13 protein-coding genes and 1 other RNA gene are annotated in these 25,331 nt (G+C 37.2%); 10 read left to right on the plus strand and 4 right to left on the minus strand.

From position 1 onward, the window contains the following. Nucleotides 1–77: 77 nt before the first annotated feature. Complete coding sequence (gene pdxY, locus CKF54_RS00080; protein ID WP_119524156.1) at nt 78–983, plus strand: pyridoxal kinase PdxY; 906 nt, start codon at nt 78–80, stop codon at nt 981–983. 211 nt (nt 984–1,194) lie between these two features. Continuing rightward, the gene (locus CKF54_RS00085) at nt 1,195–4,068 is read left to right on the plus strand and encodes a hypothetical protein (RefSeq protein WP_119524157.1); all 2,874 of its coding nucleotides are present in this window, start codon (nt 1,195–1,197) and stop codon (nt 4,066–4,068) included. 132 nt (nt 4,069–4,200) lie between these two features. Here CKF54_RS00085 and CKF54_RS00090 read toward each other — a convergent pair whose 3' ends face one another. The 4 genes from CKF54_RS00090 to CKF54_RS00105 form a co-directional block, all read right to left on the minus strand. Further along, complete coding sequence (locus CKF54_RS00090) at nt 4,201–5,454, minus strand: MFS transporter (protein WP_119524158.1); 1,254 nt, start codon at nt 5,452–5,454, stop codon at nt 4,201–4,203. A gap of 145 nt (nt 5,455–5,599) precedes the next feature. Next, complete coding sequence (gene tolA / locus CKF54_RS00095) at nt 5,600–6,532, minus strand: cell envelope integrity protein TolA (RefSeq protein ID WP_119524159.1); 933 nt, start codon at nt 6,530–6,532, stop codon at nt 5,600–5,602. A gap of 6 nt (nt 6,533–6,538) precedes the next feature. Continuing rightward, nucleotides 6,539–6,985, minus strand: a complete 447-nt coding sequence (locus CKF54_RS00100) for a biopolymer transporter ExbD (RefSeq protein WP_119524160.1) — start codon at nt 6,983–6,985, stop codon at nt 6,539–6,541. A gap of 6 nt (nt 6,986–6,991) precedes the next feature. After that, on the minus strand, nt 6,992–7,690 hold the full coding sequence (locus CKF54_RS00105) for a MotA/TolQ/ExbB proton channel family protein (RefSeq protein WP_119524161.1): 699 nt from the start codon (nt 7,688–7,690) through the stop codon (nt 6,992–6,994). A 352-nt stretch (nt 7,691–8,042) separates the two neighbouring features. On the opposite strand from CKF54_RS00105, the gene hemH reads away from it, so the two are divergent. The 8 genes from hemH to CKF54_RS00145 all read left to right on the plus strand — a co-directional run bounded on the left by hemH (nt 8,043) and on the right by CKF54_RS00145 (nt 25,251). Beyond that, nucleotides 8,043–9,110: a ferrochelatase gene (gene hemH / locus CKF54_RS00110; protein ID WP_119524162.1), complete on the plus strand. Its 1,068-nt coding sequence runs from the start codon at nt 8,043–8,045 to the stop codon at nt 9,108–9,110. An 889-nt stretch (nt 9,111–9,999) separates the two neighbouring features. Next, a complete protein-coding gene (locus CKF54_RS00115) occupies nt 10,000–11,001 on the plus strand; it encodes a 2-hydroxyacid dehydrogenase (RefSeq protein ID WP_119524163.1) in 1,002 nt (333 codons plus the stop codon). An 896-nt stretch (nt 11,002–11,897) separates the two neighbouring features. Beyond that, the gene (locus CKF54_RS00120) at nt 11,898–14,285 is read left to right on the plus strand and encodes a cation:proton antiporter (protein ID WP_119524164.1); all 2,388 of its coding nucleotides are present in this window, start codon (nt 11,898–11,900) and stop codon (nt 14,283–14,285) included. Between the two features lie 227 nt (nt 14,286–14,512). Continuing rightward, nucleotides 14,513–14,864: RNase P RNA component class A (rnpB, locus tag CKF54_RS00125), an RNA gene on the plus strand. A gap of 72 nt (nt 14,865–14,936) precedes the next feature. Beyond that, nucleotides 14,937–16,445 (plus strand): cell envelope integrity protein TolA, encoded by a 1,509-nt coding sequence (locus CKF54_RS00130; protein ID WP_147396785.1) that lies wholly within the window; start codon nt 14,937–14,939, stop codon nt 16,443–16,445. 72 nt (nt 16,446–16,517) lie between these two features. After that, a complete protein-coding gene (locus CKF54_RS00135) occupies nt 16,518–18,944 on the plus strand; it encodes a hypothetical protein (RefSeq protein ID WP_119524166.1) in 2,427 nt (808 codons plus the stop codon). Nucleotides 18,945–19,033: 89 nt separating this feature from the next. After that, nucleotides 19,034–24,001, plus strand: a complete 4,968-nt coding sequence (locus CKF54_RS00140) for an FtsK/SpoIIIE domain-containing protein (RefSeq protein ID WP_119524167.1) — start codon at nt 19,034–19,036, stop codon at nt 23,999–24,001. Between the two features lie 899 nt (nt 24,002–24,900). Next, nucleotides 24,901–25,251, plus strand: coding sequence for an ArsC/Spx/MgsR family protein (locus CKF54_RS00145; RefSeq protein ID WP_119524168.1), 351 nt, complete (start codon nt 24,901–24,903; stop codon nt 25,249–25,251). Nucleotides 25,252–25,331: the final 80 nt, after the last annotated feature.

The following is a 25,331-nucleotide window of genomic DNA, read 5'->3' on the forward strand; positions in this document are numbered from 1 at the left end:
TTGGAGTATACTCATAAAGTGCTGACCAAACCGCACGCAGGTTTTTATCTGAATTTACTTTGTTGGAGTTTAACTCTATGAAAAATGTTCTAACAATCCAATCGCATGTCGTATACGGCTATGCGGGCAATAAGGCCGCAACTTTCCCAATGCAACTTTGTGGCGTTGATGTTTGGCCTCTAAACACCGTTCAATTTTCCTCTTCTACACGTTACCCAAAATTTGCAGGCCCAGTTACTACTAATGAGGACCTAATTAAGATCGTTCAAACCCTCGCCGATCCTGAAGTTAATTTCTTACACAAAGTAGATGCAGTACTATCTGGTTATTTAGGTTCTGCTGAACAAGTAGATGCAATTCTTGAAATTGTTGATACTGTGCGTGAACAAAATCCTGACGCTGTTTATTTACTTGATCCTGTAATGGGTAAAGCTGGTAAAGGTTGTATTGTTGCTCCTGGTGTAGCGCAAGCAATTCGTGATAAAGCAGTATCACGTGCTAATATCACTTGCCCTAACTTAGAAGAGTTACAAATTTTACACGGTAGTGAGTTAAGCTCTTTTGCTGACGCAGTTAATGCAACGGTAGAATTAGCTAAAAAAGGTCCATCTATTGTGATGGTAAAACACTTACATCGTTGTGCTTTACAGCCAAACGAGTTTGAAAGTTTACTTTATGATGACAATACTGGCAAGTTATACCATTTAACTCGTCCACTAGTTGATTTACCACGTGACCCTGTAGGGGCTGGTGACATGTTAACTGGGGTTTTACTTGCTTGTTTATTAACGGGTAAAACAGCTTTAGAAGCTTTTGAGCATGCGCAAAATGCAGTTTACTTAGTGGTTAAAGCAGCTAAGGACGCTGGAGAATTGGAGTTACAACCAATTGCAGTGCGTCGTGAGATTATGGATCCGCCTCTAACTTATCGTGCGGTAGAACTTAATCCTGCTGATTACCAAGCAAAACAAAAAGCTCTATAAAGCAAAGCTCAAACAAAAAGCTTTTTAAACAGAGTTTGCTACTAAAGCTTGCTAAGCAAAGCTCTAAGCTAAAGCTCTATAAACCCAAGCTTTCTCAGCAAAAACTTTGTTAACTAAGATTATTTAGATAGATCCCAGCCTAAGCTGGGATCTATCTTTTTCTTTATGTTAAAATAGGAAATAAAATTTTCCCAATCAACAATAATAGCTTATGCAAAAACACCTCTTTCTGCTGACTTCAGCTACATGCGCTTCTTTAGTAGCTTTAATTCAGCAACGTAAAGAAATTAATCCTGCAAATATCTACGTTCTTTACAACGAACAAGCAGCTAATAGCTTGCTGAACCTAGATATCCCTGCGCAACAAATGATTGCTATTGACGATTATATTGCGCAGTTTACGCAATTACGTAACCAATTTTCCTTAGACCAGTACTTTGCCAGAGTACAAAACTATTATCAATTAATAGCTAACCTTCTCAGCCAAGGTCAGCAAACACAAGTTAGTGCGCAAAGCCTAACTCTTGACGGTTTTCATGTCTATGTGCCTTGTTTAGACACTATTGAGGCGCAAACTCTAGCTAATCACCCGCAGTGTGAAAGCTTAACTTTTATTGAAAGTGACGTTTACGCTTACTTTCCGGAAAACCTAAAAGAAAACCCTGCAGTTTTACAAGAGTTTACAGAATTCTATCAAGATTACCCTGAAGCTAATTACTATGCTACAGGGATTCCACCGTTTACAGTATGTAAAGCCAATGACTTAGTTGGCTTAATGAACCCACGTCTGGGTTTAGATAGCAATCCAATTACTTTTTTCCGTACCAATCAGGCAGCTTACTACTGGCTCAATGGTCACAGCTACCAAGGTAGACGCGTTGCTCTCTATACTCTAACGAGAGAAGAGTTAACTAGCTTACCACAAGCACGTGAGTTTACCCAGTTATATCTAGATAACCTCGTAAACCTCCGTCGTGCACGTGTTAACTACTATATCCAGTTAAAACCAAACCTTTGGGTAATTGATAAATTAACTTTAGAGCTTTTAACTCCAGAAAACTTCGCTGATTACCTTATCCGCATGGCGGAAAAGTTCTCTAGCCACAAGTGCAAAAAGCTCTTAGTTAAGCTAACAAGCGCTGCTAGTGAAACGCAAAGAAAACAAATTACTCTGGCGTTAAACGAATATAAAATTGAAGCGATCTTCTTAGATGAGGCAGAGTTCTTACTGCCAAGCTTACTTAGCTTACCAGCTAATGCTATTAGTATTCATAGCTTAATTGCTCCAGAGTTAATCTACGCATTAATAGCAAAACAAAATTATATTAGTGATCTCTTTATTGCTAGTAACTACCCAGAAGTGTCTGCTTATCTCGATCATTACCAATATAATTTTACCAACCTCTTAGCTTCTTTACAAAAACAGCAAGCTAACTTTTATAAAGAAACGGATGCTGCTAAAAAAATTGTGCAGTACAACAAAGAGCAAATGCTTAACTCTCACTGGCATGGCTTAGTAGAGCAAGCTTTAGCTGACTATGATGATTTAATCTATCAGCAAGTACAAAAACTTGTACAAACAGATCGCGCGATTGTTGTTCCTAACTACTTCGATCCTTTAGTCCAAACTACTATAATCGAAGAAAGTTTTGCCGAAAAAGAACAACATAATCGTGAACAATTTGCTCCGAGCAAGGTAGAAGAAAGACGTGCTCTGGCTGCTAAAGCCCAGCAAGCTGCAAAACAAATTAGTGCTCTTGATGCCGAAGATACTATTCTTGGTAACGCGCAAGAAACAACAGCGCAAACGGCAACTGCACAAACTGCTACTGCGCAAACAGCTGACGCTAACCAAGTTGCAAATGCAAGTAAGCAAGCTTCTGGCACTAATGACAAAGCTGAAACTACAAGCAATAGCAACCAAGCTTCAAACGTACAACTTGACTCTGAAAATCTAAATCACGATCGTACGTTTATTGGACAAAATCATGACGAAGAACCTGAAGAAGTAGTGGTAGATAAAGCTCAACTTCTCAAAATGCTTAAAGAAAAAGCTCTTGAAGGTTCACCGTCAGATTTAAAAATCCAAGCGCAAGCACGTAGCTTAATTGGCAACACTAAAGCTATCCGCTTTATTAACCCACATGCAAAAAGTAATGATGTAAACCGTGAGAGTAATCTGTCAGTCGCTTATCAACTAGCAGAACAACGCTTAGATAAAGAATCTCAAGCTGCTGCACGTGAAATTCGCAATCCTTTTGCGCAAGGCGTAAACGACTATACGAAAAAAGTTGAGTTCAGCCTTGATCTGTTACAAAAGTTTATTGCCCGCAAAATGCCAAGCGATTTATTGTCGCCTCTAGGTAAGACTACACTTGGCGAGCGTAAAGCGCAAGCACAACAAGCCCAAGGCTTTACCTGCTTAAGCAAAGATAAGTTTACTGCATTGCCTCCATATGCTGTACTTGAGCTTTACTACTCAAGCTTAGAAGCACGTAAGCATTCAACGGGTAAAATTGTAGTAATTGACAATGAGCAAATGCTGAAAGACTTTACCGTATGGAAGAGATTTAGCGGGTTTGCGATTAATGAAATGGTGATTTTAACCACGCAACCACAACTGGTGGATCGTGTGAGCTATGCAGCTAATCGTGTAATTGACATCTCTCCTTATTTTGAAGAGCTTGAAGCTAAACCTTACTTTAACATTCAAGATCTAATTAATGTCGGCTATAAACTGCAAAACCGTATTCAGATCTTGTTAGGTTTTAGTCCAGCAGAGCTTTATGTACCACAATTTAATAAATCGTTGTACTTTGCTCTGTTAGCTAACTTACCTCTAGTAAAAGTTAACGTGCTCCAAGAAAAAGGTGTATCTCTCGAGTACCCTGAACTAGGTTTAAGTGCCTTACATAAGCTACTTGACCAGTTCCAAGCAAATTACCCTTGCTTAGTACCAAAACCTTTACTGGTTCAAGAAAAACATGGTATTGATGATATTCTTTACCGTGCAGATAATGAAACTGAAAGAAACAAATACCTAAGCTATAAAATCCGTGGCAAGATCTACAACATTACCGAGTAATCGGAGTTGTATTTTAAGTTATATCGCAGCAAGAAGTCCCAAGATCTCAATCTTGGGACTTCTGCTATATTAGATATTAGCCATAAATTGCTCAAGCAACTGCTTTACATCTTATTTCCTAGGTAGCTACCTCTACTTAAAGCTCTTACCATATCTTAAGTAGAACAACCAAGCTCCAGTAAAACTTAATAAGATTAACCCCGCATTTAATAACAAGAGGGTAGCCCCCGCTTGACGTGGTAAGGTAATAATAAAACTAATTAAAATTCCTGGAACTAAGAGGCGAATAAAGGTAAGTAAAGAGACCGCGGTTCCGGTCATCTGCGGGAAATACATTAGGTAAGTTACCGTCATATTCCCAATTTGAAAGCCATTGAGTGTCATGTTTAAGCCAAGGGCAATAATAATTGTCCCCACACTTAACCATGCGGGATTTAAAGCAATGGTAAAGTTTACCATGGTAAACAGCGCTTGCAAGCTTGAAGCTACCAGCCACACTTTAATTGGTGAGTAACCTCGTTTTACTGAGATTTTATTTAGTTGTATCCCAACAATTTGCAGTAAAACTAAAGCAAAGGTATAGTAACCTAAATGCTGGGGAGCTACTTGGTAGTCCTCCAAATATATCGCTGGTAAGAGAGTAGGAAAACCAAAAACTGCACAAGTTAGAATTGTGCTATTTGCAATTAACAAAAGAGCCGGAGCTGTTGTTAAGATAGTGGCAAAGTTTGCCAAGATTGGTTTAACTTTTATTGACTGTACTTTAGTTGGATCTAAAGTTTCAGGGACTAAACAACTAACTAACACTATAGCTAGCATTAAAGCAAGGCAGACAAAGTAAAAAATCCAATGCCAGCCCAAGTATACAAAGATGTAACCACCCACTAGCGGACTTAAAGCTGGTCCAAAGAGAAAGAGAGTTATTAGCCACGCATTGTAAATTACAAAACGTCTTGGACTAAAAATATCTTTAATCATTACCTCGGGGATTAAACTTATCCCGCCAAAGATAATTCCTTGACAAATACGAATAACAATCAACCAAGAATAGCTTGGGGCGTTAATCATTGCCAAGTTAACCCCTATTCCAGCAAAACACAAGCCCAAGAGAATACGACGACGACCAAAGCGGTCAATTAAAGGACCAAGGAGCAAAATACCTATAGCCATGCCAATAAGGTTGTAAGATATTATCTTCTGCACTTGTTCCAGACTTACCGCAAAGTCCTGCGCCATGGTTTGCAAAGCTGGAGAAAAGGCGTCATTTACAAATGATGACAGAATAGTTAAGATCGCTAGCAATGGAATTAGCAAACTTATTGCTGGCAGTTTTTGCTGGAGCTGACTTTGCCATGGAGTTAGTTGCTCAAAATCATTTTGTTGCATATGACAGGTTTGAAGTTATTGGTCGAGATACACTAAGTTATTGGGCAACATGTACTAACTTAGTGCTCGACATGCATTAAGTAATTAGGCAGATACACAAAAACTCTTTAGAGTTGAGCTCTAAAGAGTTTTTGTTATATCTAATTTATTTGATGATAAATACTAGAGTAACACGGTTTACTTGACTCATAAAATCATTTGAAGGTGGTGTTACACGTACAGTATTGATAATTGCTTGCTCACCAAGGGCACAAACATTTGCTTGTCCATTTTGTGAGCCATTGTAAATAGCAATCGAACCATCAGAGGAAATACGTACATCTATTGCACAACGTTTCCCAATAAATGCCGGATTATAACTAAAATTATTATTTATCTCATTTTGGATTTTTGCTTTATAACGCTCAAAATCCCCAGCTGAAGCATTGGTAGTACGACTACCATCACCACCACCCTCACCTAAAAGGCTGGCAAAAGCATCATTGTATTTTGCATTTTGCTCTGCTTTTTTAGATGGTTGGCTTTGTTTGGTTTGCTTCGCTTGTGATTCTTGAATAATTTTACCTAAATCATCCTCTTTGCTTTTTTTAGCAGCTTCAGCTTTGGCTTTAGCTTCGGCTTCAGCTTTTGCCTTAGCTTCCGCTTCTGCTTTGGCTTTAGCCTCGGCTTCAGCTCTAGCTTTGGCATCTGCTTCCGCTTTGGCTTTAGCTTGCTCTTCTTCAGCACGAGCTTTAGCTTCTGCTTCAGCTTTAGCTCTTGCTTCTTCAGCAGCTTTAGCTTTAGCAGCTTCCTCTGCTTTAGCTTTAGCCTCTTCTTCAGCCTTGGCTTTAGCAGCGTCAAGTTTACGTTTGGCGATCAGTTGACGGGCATCAACCACGTCACCTGTATCTAGTGAAATTTTTATTGGTTCTGGTGCGCCATTATTTCCCTCTACTAAAGAGATATCTCCTTGCATGCCTGAAGCCTCTTGAGGTTTTTGCATATTCGACCAATTGATTAAGCCGACAAGGAGAAGACTGGCATGGAGAACAATTGCCAGAAATAATTGCCACCATAACCCTTTACGATTTGAATTCATAATAGGTTATTCGATAGGATTAGTTATTAAACCAACATCAACTAGTCCGTAAGCTTTGAGAATTGTTAAAGCTTGCACGACATTGTCATAGATCGCACCTTTATCAGCAGCAACTTGGACAATTAGATTTGGAGCAGTTTTACCTGCAAGAACTCTATTTAGTTCACCTTGCAGAGCACCACGATCTAATGAAGTATATTTTTCTGAATTAAAGAGCAAAGTAAAGCTATTATCCGCATGTACTTCAACTACAACTATATCTTTTTGGGTATTTTGCGGAGTTGCTTTCGCAACTTTTGAATTAGGAACAGTTACGTCAATTGAACTATTTACCGCTGGCGCCGCAATCATAAAGATAAGTAATAGAGTTAGAAGAACATCAAGAAACGGAATCATATTGATTTCGGTTTTACGACCAGGACGAACTCCCGCGCGTCTTCTATTATTAGCCATGGTTAATTATTCCTTGGTGGTTTGAGCTTGACGTAAACGACGGTGTACGTCTTCTTGGATTACACCTGTAAATGAATCTTGGAAGTTGTAGTAGTTAGTTTCGTTGAAGTTAACACGACGGTTAAAGATGTTATAGAAAACTAACGCAGGAATAGCTACAAATAGACCCATAGCTGTCGCAATTAGCGCTTCTGAAATTCCTGGAGCAATTGCTTGAATGTTTACTTGTTGTAAAGAACCAAGACTAGTAAATACTTCGATAATTCCCCATACTGTACCAAATAGACCAATGTAAGGAGAGATACTTGTAATAATTGATAGAATGTTTAAACCATAGTCTTGATCTTCAACTTCTTCAGAAATTGTTGAAGTCATTTTACGGTTAATTAAATCCATTAAAGCTTCTGGAGTTTGGTATTTGATGTTAGAGATAGTTTTATATGAAGCTACCCCTTCAGAGAATACACGGCTCATACCAACTAAATCACCTTGTTGCTCTGTGAACTCGATTAATTTAGAGAAGCCAACACCTTGGTTATAAATTTTTGTAAAAGATTTATCTTGACGTTTTACGCGTCCTAAAGTAATAAAACGATTAATTACTAGGGTCCATGACCATAAAGATAAAGCTAGTAGAATAATCATTACTACTTTTACAACTAAACTCGCATTTAAGAAAATGTGAAAAATAAAATCTAAATTCATATTTGGTAAATCAATAGAGTGGAAAATTATAAAATCTTTAGTTCTAAATTATACTATAGGTAAGCTTGTTATTGACAGATGACGCTAAGCTTTTCTTGCATATCTTACTTACTTTTTGTGAATTAATTTTTGACCAGGGCAAGAATTAACTCTTTATTTAACAAGAAGTATATCGATTTTTCTGGTTAAGAAATCGTTTCTTATTAGCTTGCAATTAACTACTAATTAGTTTTCAATTGTCTTTAAACCAGCTTGCAATTAGCTCTCAATAAACTTCACCACATGAGTAAATCTCTATCTTCTCTTACGCTTATGGTAAAATTACCTTTAAAAATTTACTACGGAGTTTTATATGGCTAAAATCAGCGTGATCCTTGCAAATCTTGGAACTCCAGAAGTCCCAACCTCTCAAGCGGTATCGCAATACCTTGGAGAGTTTCTTTCTGACCCCCGAGTTGTAGACGTTTCCCAACCAAAATGGGGAATTATTCTACGCATTATTCGTTTCTTTCGTGCTCCTAAGGTTGCTAAGATCTACCAATCAGTATGGACTGAACAAGGGAGCCCTTTATTAAGTATCTCTAATCAACAAAGAGATCAACTACAAGCAACCCTAAGCAAACAATTCCCTCAACATGAGTGGACAGTAGTACTTGGTATGACTTACGGGCAACCAAGCCTCAAAGAGGTTACCACTCAAGTATTTAACCACGAACCGGAGCATGTAATTGTTCTACCTTTATACCCACAATTTTCTTCAACTACAGTTCTGCCTGTAATTGACGCTTTTAATCGTGGCTATGCAGATAAGAACCAAAGATTTGTTCCGCCTTTTAGTATCGTAAATAACTATCACTTGGATGCTAGCTATATTAAAGCTTTAGTGCACAGCATTAAAGCACATATTGCTAAACAAGAAAATTTAACTCTTGAACAAGTGGAACCGGCGAAGTACTTTAGTGCAACGAACAAGTTGTTTCTAAGTTACCACGGAATTCCAACTCGCTATGCGCAAGAACTTGCAGATCCTTATCCACAACAATGTGAAACTACCACGCAAGCAGTAGTTCATGCTCTTGGTTTAAATGCAGAACAGTACCAAATGACTTACCAGTCTGTGTTTGGTAAAGAACCTTGGTTAGTGCCACAAACCGATCAAACTCTGACCAGCTATGCCCAAGCTAATCCAGGAGCAAGCGCTATGGTGATTTGTCCAGGATTTGCTGCAGACTGTATTGAAACTTTAGAAGAAATTGATGAAGCTAACCGTGAGCTCTTCTTGCATCATGGTGGGAAAAACTACTCTATGGTGCCATGCCTCAATGCGAGCCCAGAACATCTAGAGATGATGGTTTCTTTACTTCAACCTTACATTGCTCTAGTTGAAGCGCAAAACAGCAATCAATATAAAATCAACTAATTGAGAGCACTAACGAACTACTAGCTAAACACTAGTTAGCCTCTAGTTAGCTATAGTCAACTACTAATTAACCAGCTTTACCTAAGTAAATTTGAGAACCTAAGCTCTGATCCTTATTTGACAGCTAGCTTTGCTATAACTCTCATAACTTAGGAAAGAATTTTTTCTCTTTTATTAGAGGGTTTCATTTGCTCCTTTCGTAGACAAATGAAGCCCTCTAACTCTTTATAGTTATCGCAGTTAATTCCCAAATTTCAATCTTATAGACAAAATTTTTATTTCCAACTTGTATCTTCCTTGTCTATTTCTTGCGTCTTCCTTGTCTCTTTCTTGCGTCTTCCTTGTCTCTTTCTTGTGTCTTCCTGTCTTAAGAACCAAGATTTTATTTCTACCAAGTAGAGGAGCAGCAAAAGCTAATTGTAAAAATCAATAACTGCACCTATTTCCAAGTACTAATTGCTAATTACTAGTCACCAACATAAAGTTATACCCTTACAAATAGTAAGTCTATTCCCCTAAAATGAAAATCAACTCTCTAGAACCTACAAATAACTAGAGCCTACCTCATAAAACACTTCCAGCAAGACACTCCTTTACCCTCTAAATCCTTCTCCAAAACTCTCTAAAAACTTAATTCTTGAGTGCTATGGTAAAAAATTAAGGCAAATAAATTTGTAAACGTCATTATAATTTTTTGCTTTTTAGGCTAGGTGTTAAAAGCATAATACGCTAATTTACTTTTGTTTTTCAATTAGTTAGAATTCATTAACTTGTTAACTACGTGTTAAATTTCTTTATATTTGTGAAAAAATTATAAAATTCTTCTTAGATCTTATTAATTAAATGCGCTATAATATGCGAAATTGACAAACACATTGGAGTTTAATTCATGAACATTACTCTTTTTAGCTCAAAATCATACGATAAAGAATTCTTTGATAAAGTAAATGTAGATGGTGGTTACAACTACAACATTTCTTACTTAGAACAACGCTTAGAACTAAGTACTGCTTCATTATTAGCTGACGGTACTGATGTAGTATGTATCTTCGTAAACGACGATGCATCTCGTCCAGTTTTAACTGCTTTAAAAGCTAAAGGCGTTAAAATCGTAGCATTACGTTGTGCGGGCTTCAATAACGTAGATTTAGAAGCAGCTAAAGAATTAGGTTTCCAAGTAGTGCGTGTTCCTGCTTACTCACCAGAAACAGTTGCTGAGCATGCTGCAGCGTTACTATTTACTTTAAACCGTAACACTCACAAAGCTTACAACCGTATTAAAGAAAACAACTTCAACCTAGAAAACTTAACAGGTATTTGTTTATACGGTAAAACAGCTGGTGTAATTGGTACTGGTAAAATCGGTCTAGCAATGATCCGTATCTTAGTAGGTTTAGGTATGAAAGTTGTATGTTACGACCCATACCACACTCAAGCTGCTGTAGATGCAGGTGCACAATATGTTGAATTAGATGATTTATACAAAGTTTCTGATGTAATCTCTGTTCACTGCCCATTATTCAAAGAAAACACTCACTTCTTAAACAAAGAAGCTTTCGCGAAAATGAAAGATGGTGTTATCTTAATTAACTCAAGCCGTGGTGGTTTATTAAATACTGAAGATGCTTTAGACGCATTAGCTTCAGGTAAATTACGTGGTTTAGGTTTAGACGTATATGAAAGAGAATCAGCGTTATTCTTCAAAGACTTATCAACTCAAGTAATTGAAGACACTGTATACGCTCGTCTAGTAAACAACCCACGCGTATTATTAACAGGTCACCAAGCGTTCTTAACAGAAGAAGCTTTAACTTCTATTTCTAACACTACTTTAAGCAACATTAAAGAAGTTGTTGAAACAGGTAAAGCAACTAATACAGTATTAAACTAATTTAGTCGCACTAAAGTCCTTAGGAGAAAGCTCCTAGGGACTTTTGCTTACGCAAAATTTATCTCCACTTTCTTTGTACCTCTTTTTTTCAGAAAATTATACGATTAGTTCCCGCTAAATCGCTTTTATGTGTTACAATTTATAAGGATCTAGTTTTTTATAAAAAATCATGCAAAATAATTTTTCTTATAGCTAAACTTTAACTAACCTTTGTTTCTTTTGTTTATTTTGCTTATTTTGCTTATTTTGTTTATTTTGTTTCTTCCTTTTTTCTCTTAAGTAGTAACTTAGAGGAAACAACAAAGGACAAAGTAAGGGCAAAGTAAGAACAAACTAAGAGCAAACTAAGAAAAAGTGTGTTTATTAAGGCAAAATTAGCTTTTGCAATTTTACATAGAGCTAGCTCCGTATAGATATAGTTCACTATTGAAGCTATTTCAATGGATAATTTAAATTTACGTTTAGCCTAACAAGCTCCAAGTAAGATCTCTAATTTGTAGGATTACCATTTACTAAGGGTAACTCTCGAATTGCCGAGATTTGCCGGCTGTTGTTAGTTTAGAGGTTAATGCTGGTCAACGCATCAACTGGTGAGTACACATAAATCTGGCTAGCTAAACATAACCTAGCTAAAACACTCTAGCAAAAATAGCTTAAGGTAAAGCATGCCTTGGCATAAAATGCTTTAGCACAAAATACCTTAGCAAAAATAACGTGGAATAACTTAGCAACCTCTAGATAAACAAGAATTTATCGCTATATTTATAAAAACAACTTTCAACATCTGCACCAAGGTTACTACCTTGTAGGTGCGGAGACAATCCAACAGGGTGGCAATTTTGTAGTGTAGATAGTTTCCTATTAAACACAAACAAAAATAAGGATACATTACATTAATGCACCATGATACTCCTCTGATTAGTATTATCGCTATTGGCTTCATGCTCGCATATATTTTCGGTATGATCGCTAATCGCCTTAAACTATCACCAATTATTGGTTACCTATTTGCCGGAATTCTGTTAGGTCCTAACGTAAGTTTTGTGTATAATGCCGACTTAGAGTTAGCTAACCAAATTTCAGAAGTAGGGGTTATTCTCCTAATGTTCGGTGTGGGGTTACATTTCTCTGTTAAGGATTTAAATGAAGTAAAATCTATTGCTATACCTGGAGCAATTGCCCAAGTATTAGGTACAATCGGGATAGTTGCCCTTGTAGGTCACTTCATTGGTTTATCTTGGTTCCAAGCAGCAATATTCGGCCTGTGCTTATCAGTAGCTTCAACGGTAGTATTATTACGTGCTCTAGAAGATAATAATATTACTCAGACCCCTCGCGGAAAAATAGCAATCGGTTGGCTAATTGTTGAGGACTTATTAACAGTTATTGTATTAGTTCTTCTGCCAACTATGTCATTCATGTCAACAGGTGAAGGTTTTGACCTAGGTACTTTTGGCATGAACTTATTCTGGACAGCAGTTAAGTTTGCGGCCTTTGTCTTTGTAATGTTCTTCTTTGGTGGCAAAATTATTCCTGCAGCTATTTATCGTTCAGCAGCTACTGGTTCGTCAGAACTCTTTACTTTAGCAACCCTGGCTATCTCGCTAGGGATTGCGTATATCGCAGTAGAAGTCTTTAACGTATCTTACGCGTTAGGTGCATTCTTTGCGGGTATGATTCTTAACGGTTCGGAATTATCACACCGTGCGGCAGATAATACCTTACCATTACGTGATGCGTTCGGAGTGTTATTCTTCGTAGCCGTAGGTATGCTATTTAACTACCAAGTTATTATTAGCAACCCACTAGGCGTAATCGCAACTGCTCTAGTTATTATTGTGGTTAAATCTCTAGTTGCTTATGTGTTAATTAGAGGTATGGGTAAATCTAACCGTACAGCTTTAACCATTTCAGTATCTCTAGCGCAAATCGGTGAGTTCTCGTTTATCCTTGCAGGTCTTGCAGTAGGTTACGGTTACTTAACCGACAGCATGAAAGACTTAATTCTTGCTGGTGCTATTATCAGTATTGTCTTAAACCCATTCTTATTCTTAGGAATGGAAAAATTCCTAATCTGGTACGACAACCGTGTACGTGCTGCATTAGAAAGCAATACAGTAACTGCTCCAGTAGCGCAAGAAGAAGCATCTCCAAGTGTAACTTGGGAAGCTTCACACAAACCAGCGCATGCTGAAGACAAAGTTGTAAGCGAAGAAAAAGACTTAACAAATCCAGATGTTGAAATCATTTCAGGTGCTTCATCAGTAATTCCTCTTTCAGAAGAAGAACTTGATAAAGCCTTTGAAGAAGATCACGCCTTTACTAATAGCCAAGTATTAATGAGCAAACACACCATTGTGGTTGGTTATGCTTCTATTGGTAAAGCAATCGTTAAACGTCTAAATAAAGCAGCTATTCCTTTAGTTGTAATTACTAACAACCTCGACGAGTTCTATGAAACTAACCGAGACGGTGTGCATGCTATCTTCGGTGACTTTAAAAACACTGCTCACTTTGAAGAAGCAAACATTAAAGATGCACTTTCTGTAATCTTTACTTGTGAAAACATCTTCGAAATTGGTTATACCGTAGACAAGATCTTTGTAACTCACCCAGAACTATTTGTTGAACCTAAATTTAATATTTCAGCAATTGCTTCATATGATGATGAAGTTGAGTTCTTAGAGAAACACCACGTAACTGATATTATCAACTTACGTGACTTAGCTTCTTTAATCTTATTTACGCGTTCAGTAGATAGAGATGCAGCTTATAAAGAAAGCACTGAAGGTTATACTTTACAACTTGAAGTAGATGCTGAAAGAGTAAAAAATAAACGTGCTAAACGTCAAGCTCTAATTGCGAAAGCACAAATCTTAGTTGATGAAAAATTAGCTAAAGAGAAAGTTAAAGCTGATAAAGAAGCAGCTAAAGAAGCTGAACAACAAGCCGCTTTAGCAGCTCAAGAAGCGCAAAACTCTGCAGACGAGCAAGCACAACAAGTAGCACAACAAGCTCAAGAAAAAGCTGAACAAGCACAAGCTAAAGCTCAAGAAACCATGAACTTGGCAAAAGAAGAAGCAGAAAAAGCTTCTGCTGTACACCAAGAAATGGCAGAGAAAAAAGAGCAAGCGCTTAATGTTTTAAAAGAGCAAGGCGTTGTTGATACTGCAACAGACAAAGCTGAAGCAGCTGAAGAAGCTGAAGAAAACAAATCTGAAGCAAGTGAAGAAGCTCAAGCTAAGTCTGAAGAAACAACAAAAGAAAATAAAGAAGATAAGTAACTACTTTACTTTCTTTTAAGTGCTAGACTTAAGCGTTAAACTTAAGTGTTAAACTTAAGCACAAAAACTTAAGTGTTAAACTACTTTTTACTCTTTGCTTATTAAACTGTTACTCTAACAGTTAATCAGCAATAGACTATAACTAAATTAAACTGTAACTAATAACCGGGAGGACCTGTCCTCCCGGTTTTATTCTTGTAAAAAATACCCGCTTGTGCTAAAATACCTGCGTAATCCGAGTAATCGCTTGCAAGTATTTGTAAGAGGAAAGTCCGGACTCCATTGGGCAAAGTGCCAGGTAACGCCTGGGAAGTTTAGGCTCAAGCCTAGATTGACGACAAGTGCAACAGAAAGTAAACCGCCTAGTTTACTAGGTAAGGGTGAAAGGGTGAGGTAAGAGCTCACCAGACAGTTCAGTAATGGCTGTGCTAGGTAAACTCCACTCGGAGCAAGATCAAATAGGTGTTAATATAGTCCGCCCTGACTTAACACGGGTAGATCGCTTGAGGCTAACAGTGATGTTAGTCCTAGATGAATGATTACATAAAACAGAATCCGGCTTACGGGGTTACATTTTAAAGACCTTGAGAAAAATTTCTCAAGGTCTTTTCTTTAAATGCTAAAATAGACTAAAAAAATTCATTTAACGACATGGTCACAGAAACGGGATTTGTTAGTCGCCTCTTACTTCTTTTGCTTGTATTATTTGGCGGCATAACAATAGTCAGTATTTTAATCTTTAATCCTTATTATTCAGGGATAACTTACACTACCAGTTACTATTACAATCAAGCTACCTGGAGAACAATTTTAACAGGTTTAGCTGACCTTAACTTCTTTAGCTTTGGCAAATTTGCGTATGTCATTACCGTGTTCTTTACGTTAATGCACATCTTTTTCTTATTCCAAAGAACACGTAAAGGTTTTAGTTGGTTAGCTTGGCTAGGCTTTATCGTTGCAAGTAGTATTACTTTTAGTGGGATAGGTATTATCTATAACGCTATTACCTATAATCCGCATTTGTTATTTAACATCTATGATGAAGGTGGCTTTGTTGCTAATCTAATTTCTTACTTTACATCTAGTCGCTTAATGCAACTCCTTATTGGCGTGCTAATTACAGCAGCGGGAGTGATCGCTATGTATTACACTATGATTAAACGTCTAGTGGCTGATTACTACGCATTCTTAAGTACTGCCGATTATCAACAGCGCGATCTCGAAAGCTACCAAGATAGCTCAATTAGCTCTTCAATTCTTGATGAATCTGAACGCTTACAAAGAGAGCGTGAACTAGAGAAAAACAAATACCTACGTGTATTTAACCTACCTCCACTCACTTTAAAAGACAAGTTTAACCAACAACGTCAAGAAGTTGATGGACTGGCAAGTCTAATTAACGCTTACTCTAACTTGGCTTCTCCAAGTCAAGCCCAACAAGACACTTTAGAGTTCCTATGGCGTCAATACGATCTCAAGTATCAAGAGCTCTTACAAAGTCAAAAAGCTTATAGCAAAACTTCGCTTTTAACTTTATTAAAACGTATGGTTGTTTCTGGTTATTCTCCGAGTATAACTACTCTCAACCTAGACAGCAATGGATCACAAGCTCCAGTAGCGATTTCTTCGTTAATTCCGCAAGGACAAGAAGAGAACTACTTCACGCTTACCCATGATTTTCCTGAAGGGTATGTTCATGAACAAACTCTAGACATAGACAACTCTGCAATTATAAATGACATAAATTTAAGTGCAGAGCAAAGCTATCCTGAACAGAGTTATCAAGAAGTGAGTTATCAAGAACAGAGCTACCAAGAACAAATCATCTCTGATCCAATTCCACCAACTAGCGAAGATTACTCTTGGGAAGATCAAGCTGAAGTAGCTGGTCAAGATTCTAGTGCTCTACAAGTACAAGCTCAAGAACAAAGTGCTCCAGCTGTACAAGCACAAGAGCAAAGCACTCAAATGCAAGAGCAAAGTGCTCCAACTCAAGCACAAAACGCTCAAGCTTCTCAAGATAACCAAATATCTTACAACTCTCAAGCCCCAGCTGATAGCTACGAAATTCGTCAAGCTAAACTAGCTGCTAAAAAAGCAAGCTTAGCTGGTCTACAAGCTTTAAAAGCAAAAGTACAACAAAAAGGTAGTCATAAGTAAGTGACTACCCTTTTTTATGGCAATTTAATATATAATATTAGCTAAGATCTAATCTAACTCAAAGATAATTTTATGGATAAAAAACCATCATTAGATGAATTATTTGCTTTAGATAAAGAGACCAAGCAAACAGATTCCTCAACAGGACTGTTAGCTTTAATCTTTGGTAAAAAACGTAAAAGCAAAAACTCATCAACTACACCGAATTCTCCTGTAAAGAAAGATGAAGACCTTTTTGTCCAAAAACAAGAAGAAGTTGAAGCAACTTCTGAACTTGATCTGGATAACTTAGGCAAAAAATCTTCCGAAACTACAGATTTAAACGATCTCTTTGTTCAGCCAAGCAAAGAGAAAGAAGATAATCCTTTTGCACTAGATACAACAAAAATATCCCCTAAGCAAGTTGAAGCTAAAGAAGCTAAACTTGACGAGAACCCAGGTACTGCAACTAGCCAAGCAAAAGAGAAAGCTGAAGTAAAAGAAACTGCTGAAGCAAAAGAAGCTTCGACTCTAGCTACTAGCGAAGCAGAGCTTGCTGAAGCTGCTACTAACGAAGAAGTTCAAGTAGCAACTCAAGAACAAGATCAACAAGAAGAAACATCTTCTCAAGAGCAAAGTCAGGAGCAAATTCCTGCTCAAGATCAAGAGCACAAACAAGCACCAGCTCAAGAACAAAGTCAAGAACAAGCTCATGCTCAAGAACAAGAAGCTAATCAAGTACACTCTGCTTTAGAAGAAGAGGCAACTGACGAACAAGTAATTAAAGAACTTGCAAAAGTTGCTCAGCAAGTAAAAAACCCAGAACTTCTTTCTGAACAAACTTCTGCACAAGACACTGAAGATCAATATTCAGATGACTTGTTACGCAATATTGTTTTTGATCTAAAACGTGGTGAAGATCTTGAAGAGCTTTTCCAATTAAAAGAAACTTCAGCTGGCTCTCGTCTGGATATCTTTGCTGAAGAAAAAGCAGAAGCTACAAATGCCCAAGAAGATTTTGACTTCTCTGAAATCGATAAATCTCTAGCAGCTAATGCTAATAAAAAAGCTAATAATAAAGTACCATCTGTTTACCAAGCAGATGAAGATTTAGAAGAAAAACCAGGTAACCCTAGCATTGAAGTTTACCAAACCCAAATAGTTGGTGATGCTAACCGCTCTTTCTTTGTCAGAATCCCTACAAAGAACAACGAAGTTGCTCAACAACTTACTAACTTTAATCGTTTTGAAGAGCTCAATAAAGCTTTAAAACTAGCTAAAGGTCCTGACTTTAGTCAATTACAAAATGATTTAATTATCGGTAAAGAAGAACATATCCATGCTAACCTTTCTTCTCTTACCCAAGCTGTACTAAATACCTTAAAGAAAACCAGCCGTCCAGTGCAAAACATGCTCCTAAACGGCATTAGTACTCGTCAGCAAGAAATCTTAAACTCTCTAGCAGGTACAGGTTTAACTTTAGGTGAATTACAACTCCTAAATGCTCATCAAGAAACTTATGGGGTTAAAAGCGTTCCTCAACTTACCAAACGTGACAAACGTAGTCATGATGAAAAAGTTGTAGCTATGCGTATTCGTAATCGCTATGATGGAGAATACTTCCATCTTATCGATGATAATCTAATCCCACAACCAGAGCTTCCACGTCTAGAGTTTTTAAGAATAATCTTGGAAACAGAAATGCTAGACGATGCTTACTTAGAGCAACTACGAGAACTTCTTGCAAAAGAAAATACTCCAGCTGAACTAAGTATAGCTCCAGGATTAGCACGTGTAACTTTTGTCCAACTTGAGCAAAGTGAAACTCCGGTTGTAGTTAGTCAACAAGGAGAAATTAACGCAAAAGCAACAGTTCACTATTTTGTTCCAGAGTTACTTGTAAGCCAAGAAGTAAGCTTAGAAGCAAACCAAGAGGAAAGCTTAGAAGAAAGCTTAGAGGAAAAAGCTGAAGAACAAAATACCCTAGAGCTAGCGTTAGAGCAAATGCCTCAAGTAGAAGTTGCAACAGCTACCCAAGCTGTTGAGGTTGAACAACCAACTGTAGAAGAGCACACTGTTGAAGCTGAAAAACCAGCTGTAGAAGAGCAAACAGTGGAAGTTGAACAACCAACTGTGGGAGAACAAACAGTTGAAGTTGAACAAGCTCAAGAACTTGAGCCACAAGTAGAGGTTGAACAAACTGCTGAACTTGAGCAAGCTACAACTGAAGAAACACCAGCTACTACTGATGTTACAAACTCAACAGAGACAGTTAACCAAATTGTTGCGCAACAGTTTACTATACCTACAGCTCTTCCAGTAATTGACCTCTTCTCTTTTGATATGCCAGTCACTGATGAAGAGTTTGAAGCACAGGCTAAAGCTCTAGCACAAGCTGAAGAACTTGCTAAGGCAGAAAAAGCCAAAGCAGAACAAGAATCTGAGAAAAATACTTTTACAGATTTTAAAGGGCAAGACGTAAGTAACTTACAAATGCCTAGTTTTAATCTCAAAGACTAAGTAGATATTTGCTAAGCCAAGGTAAAACCTTGAGCTTAGCAAATTATTCCTTACTCTTTCATTTCTGTATAAAGACAGACTAGTAATATATGCAAAAGAAAAAAGATGATACTCAAGAAGAACAGGATAATTCTTCGTATGATTTCTTTGCTTCTTTAGATGATTTTACTGACTTTACCCAAGTCCCTGAACCTAGCAAACCAAAAATTGCAGAGAATGCTAGCTTCACTCATCTTGAACAAGAATCCCCTTCTTATCCCATTACCTATAACCTAAATAAAAAAGTTGAAGTAAAACCTGAAGTTATTGAACAAATTACTTCTACTTTACAAGCGCAACAAGAACAAAAAGCAACAAATACAGAGAACAAATTTGTTGACTTAAATGCGCTTGAATATGTTGATCCTTTTACTAGCCAGTTAGATTTACTTCCTGAAGAGAAAACTCAGGAAGGACTTGATCATGCCTCAAATCTAGAATTTGTTGCCAATACTTTACCAGATCAAGTAGATCCATTTGTTACCACTAATTCAACCAACGACGTAAGCTCAAAAGCTCAAGAGGAAGAGCCTTTTGACTTCTTTGCCGAATTTGATGAAGTAGAGCAAATTATTCCAGCCCCAGGAATATTTACAACCCCAAAACCGATTTTAAGCCAAACTAGCCAAGCCAGCCAAGATATTCAGGCTAGTCAAACGCAAGAAACAAATCCAGTTGTTTCTGAAGGTTTAGCTCTTAACTTAGCTCCAAACTTTAGCGAGGATACCTCGACTAATTCACAAGAGCAAACAAATACTGTTGATTTAATCAGTGCAGTTGAGCAAATAAATTTAGCAGAGCAAGCTCAAGCTATTGAAGCTGAACAAGAGACAAACAATAATGAGCAAGAAGTAGAAGCTCAACTTCAAACTCCTCACCGAGAAACTCAAGCTAACACCGAAGAGCCTCTAGCTCAAACTACAGAGCCTCTAATTGAAACTACAGAATCGCTACACTTTAATGACTTTACGCCAAATCTAGTTGAACAACCTAATTTTGTCAACATCAGTGAAGAAAGCAAAAACAGTGAAGAAAGTGCAGAAGTAGAAGAAAAAGAAGAGCAAACTCCTGTAGACTTTTTAGACGTCGAACAAAGTTTAGAAGCAGAAGATGATCAGGCGGAGCATGATGAGGCTGATTATCTTGAACTCTTTGGTGACCTTGACGAAAACTCTCAAGTAGAGCTATACCCTCAAGTAGAACTACAAGAAGATGAGCAAGTACTCACAACTAACGAACATAGCTTACTGGAAGAACCTGATCTAGCTGATGAAGATGAACCTCTATACGCAGAGCCAGATAACCTAGAGGATCAAGAGCAAGATCAAGATCAGGAGCTGGATCATGATCAAGATCACGAACAAGAACTTGACGCTAGTCAAATTCTCAGTCTGCTAGATCTTCTTCCTGAAGAACAACGTGAACAGTTTTTAAGTTACTTCCAAGATACTTCAGAACTGCAGCAACTTACAGCTGAAGACCTTGATCAATACATTGCTAGTCTTAGTGCAGAGATTGAACAAGAAGAAGCTGAACTCGAACTAAATAGCTATCAAGAAAACGCCCAAGAAGACGATTATCTTGAGCAAGATTTTGCTGACACTGGCAACTGCGATCAAGAAGATCTAGAGCAATTTAGCCAAGAACAAGTTGCTGACTTTGAGCAGGATCAAGTTGAAGAATTTACGCAAGATCAGGTTACAGAATTTGCCCAAGATCAAGCTACAGAATTTGCACAAGATCAGGCTGCAGAATTTGATCAAGAGATAACTGAAGAGTTTGCAGGAGATCAAGAGCAAGATCAACAAACCTCAACTCAAGCTGAGTATGATCTTGACTTACAAGACCATGAAGCAGACACAACAGAGCAAGAAATCTGGTCGCAAACTCTTCCAGAATCTTTAGATGAACTTGATTTAAGTTCTATTGCCAAAGCATTCAAAGTTGAAGAGTATGATCAAGAAGAGTTAGAAAGAACTTTAGCGCAAGCAAAAAACTATATGCAAGGCATTAAAGAAGATCGTGCTTACCTAGCAAACTCTTCTAATCCTTTAGCGCCTATGTTTGCTCTACGTGTTGATAAGAACTCGCATGGCTTCAAAGAAGATGACGAGCTCTATTTTGACAACCAGTCACTTGCTAGTCTAGTAATGCGTGAGCAAGAAAGACAAGCTGAAGAAGAAAGACAACGTATCAAGAAACTCCGTGAGGACTACCCTTACGAAGTAGGCGAGGTTATTCTTCCTGAAGAGGTTGAACAAGTTTCTTTTACAGACTCTAGCAACGATAGCAACGAGCAAGGAAACGTAAACTCTCCAGAGGCGCAAAGTTCTTTAGAGCAAGTAGAGCTTCAAGAAACTACTAAACCTCAAGAGCAAACTACAGATTTCTCTGCAGAAGAATCTACAAATGAATTTGCAGATCAAACAAGTAGCGAACTTGAACAAACTGCTCATACAACAGTTCAAGCTAATGATGAAATCGAGCAAACTGCTAGTGATTTTATCCCTGAAGACGATACTGCAAATGCAGATGAAGATACAAACACCGTTGAAGATCATAATGACAACAGTGAAAATGATCTTGCTGAAGATGAGCAAACCTCTGGTTTCTCTTTAGCACTTGATACTTCTGAAGCTCAAGCAACTAATCAAGCTTTTAACGAAGAAGTTGATTTTACTTTACTTGACGAACAAGGAGATGAAGAAGTTGATGAAGAAGTTGATGAGCTTGGTAATGAGGAAGTTGGTGAACAAGTAGATCAAGAAGTTGTCGATAAAGTAGATGAGCAAGATGTAATTGCGGATAACTCGCAGGCTGACTTGCAAGATCATGCGCATGAAGCAAATATTGCTTTATCAACAGCTGATCAAGAGCAAACTTCTGCAAGTTACTTTAAAGCTACAACCCAACCTGCAGCTATTAAACAAGCTACAAGTAAACCAGCTTTTGATTTACCTGAAGAGCAACTAGCTTATGAAGAGTTAGCTATCTTAGGGCATCGTAATCCACAGTTTAAAGCGGTAAATGAAAGAGGCGAAATTGACTTCTCTTTTATGGAACAAGGTGGAGCTGTTTATCAAGATCCATTTAGCCAAGAAGAACGTACAAAAGTAGGTTCTATCTTTGCTTCTCAACAGGCTCTTGAACAACAAGCCCTAGCTAATAAAGAAGAAAAATTAGCTTCTCACAACGCTCAAGCTCCTAGTCAAACTACAGCTCTCCAAACTTCTGTTGTCGAGGCACAAGAAGCTGAGGTTAAGCAGCAAGATTCTACGGTAGAAGTGCAAGCCTCTACAGTAGACAAACAAGAGTCTGCAGTAGAAACAAATGTTGCTCAAACAAAACCAGATCTAGCTTCAAATGAACAAGCTCTAACCCAAGTTGCTAAAGCTTACCAAGAACAAGAGGAAGAGCATGAGCAAGAGCAAGAAGAAAAAGAGCAAGCAGTCTCTACTACAGAACAAACTGTTGATACTGATGAGCAAATCTTAACTGAGCAAGTTGAAGATACTGCTAGTGAGCAAAGTATTACCACTTCATCAGAATTTGTTGAAGCTCAAGCTGATCCAAGCAATGCGTTAAGTCAGTCTTTTGCGAATGCTCATGCGGGAACATTTAACCTGTCTAATCTAATGCAAAAAGCTGAACAACAAAAAGGTAATAAAGTACCATTTAAAAACCTTTTATTACCTTCACAAATTTTTGCTGAAGACAACAAACAGTTAAATGACTACATTCGCTTCCTCATTAAGAGCTTAAATAAAGTTACTTCTGGAGCGCAAATTCTTTCGCGTAGCAAAGTAGCAGAAGCTCATCGCTATGAAATCAAACTTTTACCAACTGTTGATCCGAAAAAGTTCGTTAAAGATTTTAACCGCAACTATGATCGTCGTAAGTTAAAAGCTTTAATTGATCCAAACGACAACAAACTTTATGTTGAACGTTACATCAACGCCCAAGTAAACTTAATTGATCTTTTCTCAGACAACCAAGAAAGTACCGCTATCGGAGTTGGTTTAGATAAAGACAATCAAGTTCTTAAGGTAGATTTTGAGCAAAGTAATAGCTTAATCATGGGATCACAAAGTGAAGCTAAAAGTAATCTCCTCACCGAAATTATGATGGGCTTAGCTTTAACTAAGAGTCCAAATGAAGTTGAGTTTTTAGCTTACTGTGATGACTCACGTCATCAAATCTTTAAACTAAATGACTTACCTCATTTAATTCACCCCGTACTTGTTCGTGAACAAGTACAAGGGCTAATTGCTTTAGTGTACAGTGAACTAATGCGACGTCGTCGCTTATGTTCACAGCTAAATGCCGGAGATTATATCAATTACAATCATTTCCTCAGTTTAGGAAACCAATACTCTTCAGTACAACTAGAGAAAATCAAACCTCTCTATGTCTTTATCGACAATATTGATGATAGTATGATTGCTCATTGTATAACTCTTAATGTTCCAAGATATACTCTAGCTACTTTAGTTTACTTACTCAAACAAGGTAAGCGCTATGGCATTAACTTCATTATTGTTAATAACATAGATAAACTTAAAGTACTTACTTACGATGATCTGTGCCAATACCAATTTAATTTACGTAGCATGGCGCATCGTGAGTTAAAAACTAATGAGTACTACTTTAATGAGAACACTAACAAAGCTTACACTAGCGCAGTGGTTGACGATCAAGAGATGTCTAACCTTGTAGAATACTGGGATCAACAAGAAGTTAGTAGTAATGAACGAGATTATGATCTCGCAGAAATTACTACTCCAGAGTATTACAAATTTGTTGTTGCCGATGAACTTATCTTCTCTGGCAACTTAAAAGACAAAAAACTTGCGCAATACTTAAACTTCGAAGTTAATGGCGAATTCCATCGTCAACTAATTAGTGAGCTTGAAAGTCAAAATGTTATTGTTAAACGTAATGATCGTTACTTTATCAATGGCAGCTACTCGACTTTCTTAAAGTCACCTCTAGCAAATGAATACCCATTCATTGGCTAATTTGGTCTCTTACTTATTCACAGCTTTGATGATCAAAGCTTAAGTTCTACTTTAAGCTTTATCGCAATGCTACTTTGTTAGTTAACTGCTTGTGCTTAATTGCTTAATTGCTTAATTGCTTAATTGCTTAATTGCTTAACTGCTTAACTGTAAGCTACTTAACTAGCAAAAGAAACAAACTAGTTAACTAGTTTGAGTTGTAGCACCTAAATTTACTTTTTACTTTTGTTAACTTACGGCAAAAAATGTTATTTTTCTACCGTAAGTTGCAAAAGAATTTGTGAAAAAAGTCACAATAAAAACTAGGTAAATCTCTCCCTTTTATCAAAAGGTTAGCTCCAAGAAAATTTTTAGCAAAAATAAAAAATCAGATTTTCTTCTTGTTTTTTCTAAAACAAGCGTTATAATGTTTATAGCAATAGAGAAAAGGTTTTATCGCTACTTCGGTAAGTGGATAAAATATTTTTCTTCATATAGCTAACCTTAAGAAATCAAAATTATTTAATCTTAATCTTCAACAGCGAGCACAACTCGCTGTTTTTTCTTAATAATTCAAAAAGAAATCTAGGATTTTGCTTTTAGCTTAGCTCAACGAGCTCTATCCCTGTCGGGGTTAGAAAAACATAGTTAGCTTCAAAGAGCTAACTAAGTTAGTTGCAAAGTAAGGTAGCAAACTCATCTTTTACAAAAATATAGATAAGTAAAACCTAAGTATAAATTTACTTAATCACCTACTCATAGTAAGGGTTTAACAAAATATTTAACCACAAATTCCGGTTATTTTGTCCGCTTAAAGTACAAGTTTAAGTTTTTTGCTCTGGAGATTTTTCTCTAGCTGATAAAAAGAGTATAATAAAAAGATCAAAATACACTCTACTATAATAATTTAAAGGACAGTTATGACTGAATCTATTACAGTTTACGGGATTAAAACTTGTACAACCGTAAGATTGCATATTAAAGTTCTAAAAGAACAAGGTTTTAACGTAGACTTTCATGACTACCTTAGCCAAGGGGTAGATAAAGATAAATTTACTCAAGCCTTACAAGACTTAGGTTGGGATCAAGTGATTAATCTAAGAGCAAGAAACTTTGCTACACTTGGAGCAGAAGCTAAAGAGTACTTCAAGCAATTAGCCCAAACTAAAAACCATGAGTTTGATGAAAAAGGTTTTGCTTTAGTGCAAGAGCAACCGAGAATTATTAAACGTCCGCTGGTTGAAAGAAACGGGCATTTTCAGCTCAACTAATCCCTAGCTAATTCTAGATTAAACCTAGGCTAACTCTAAACCGGCTAACATGAAACCAACTTAGCTTAGTTACGCAGTTA

The sequence above is a fragment of the Psittacicella hinzii genome (assembly GCF_003585885.1).
Classification (GTDB): Bacteria; Pseudomonadota; Gammaproteobacteria; order Enterobacterales; family Psittacicellaceae; genus Psittacicella.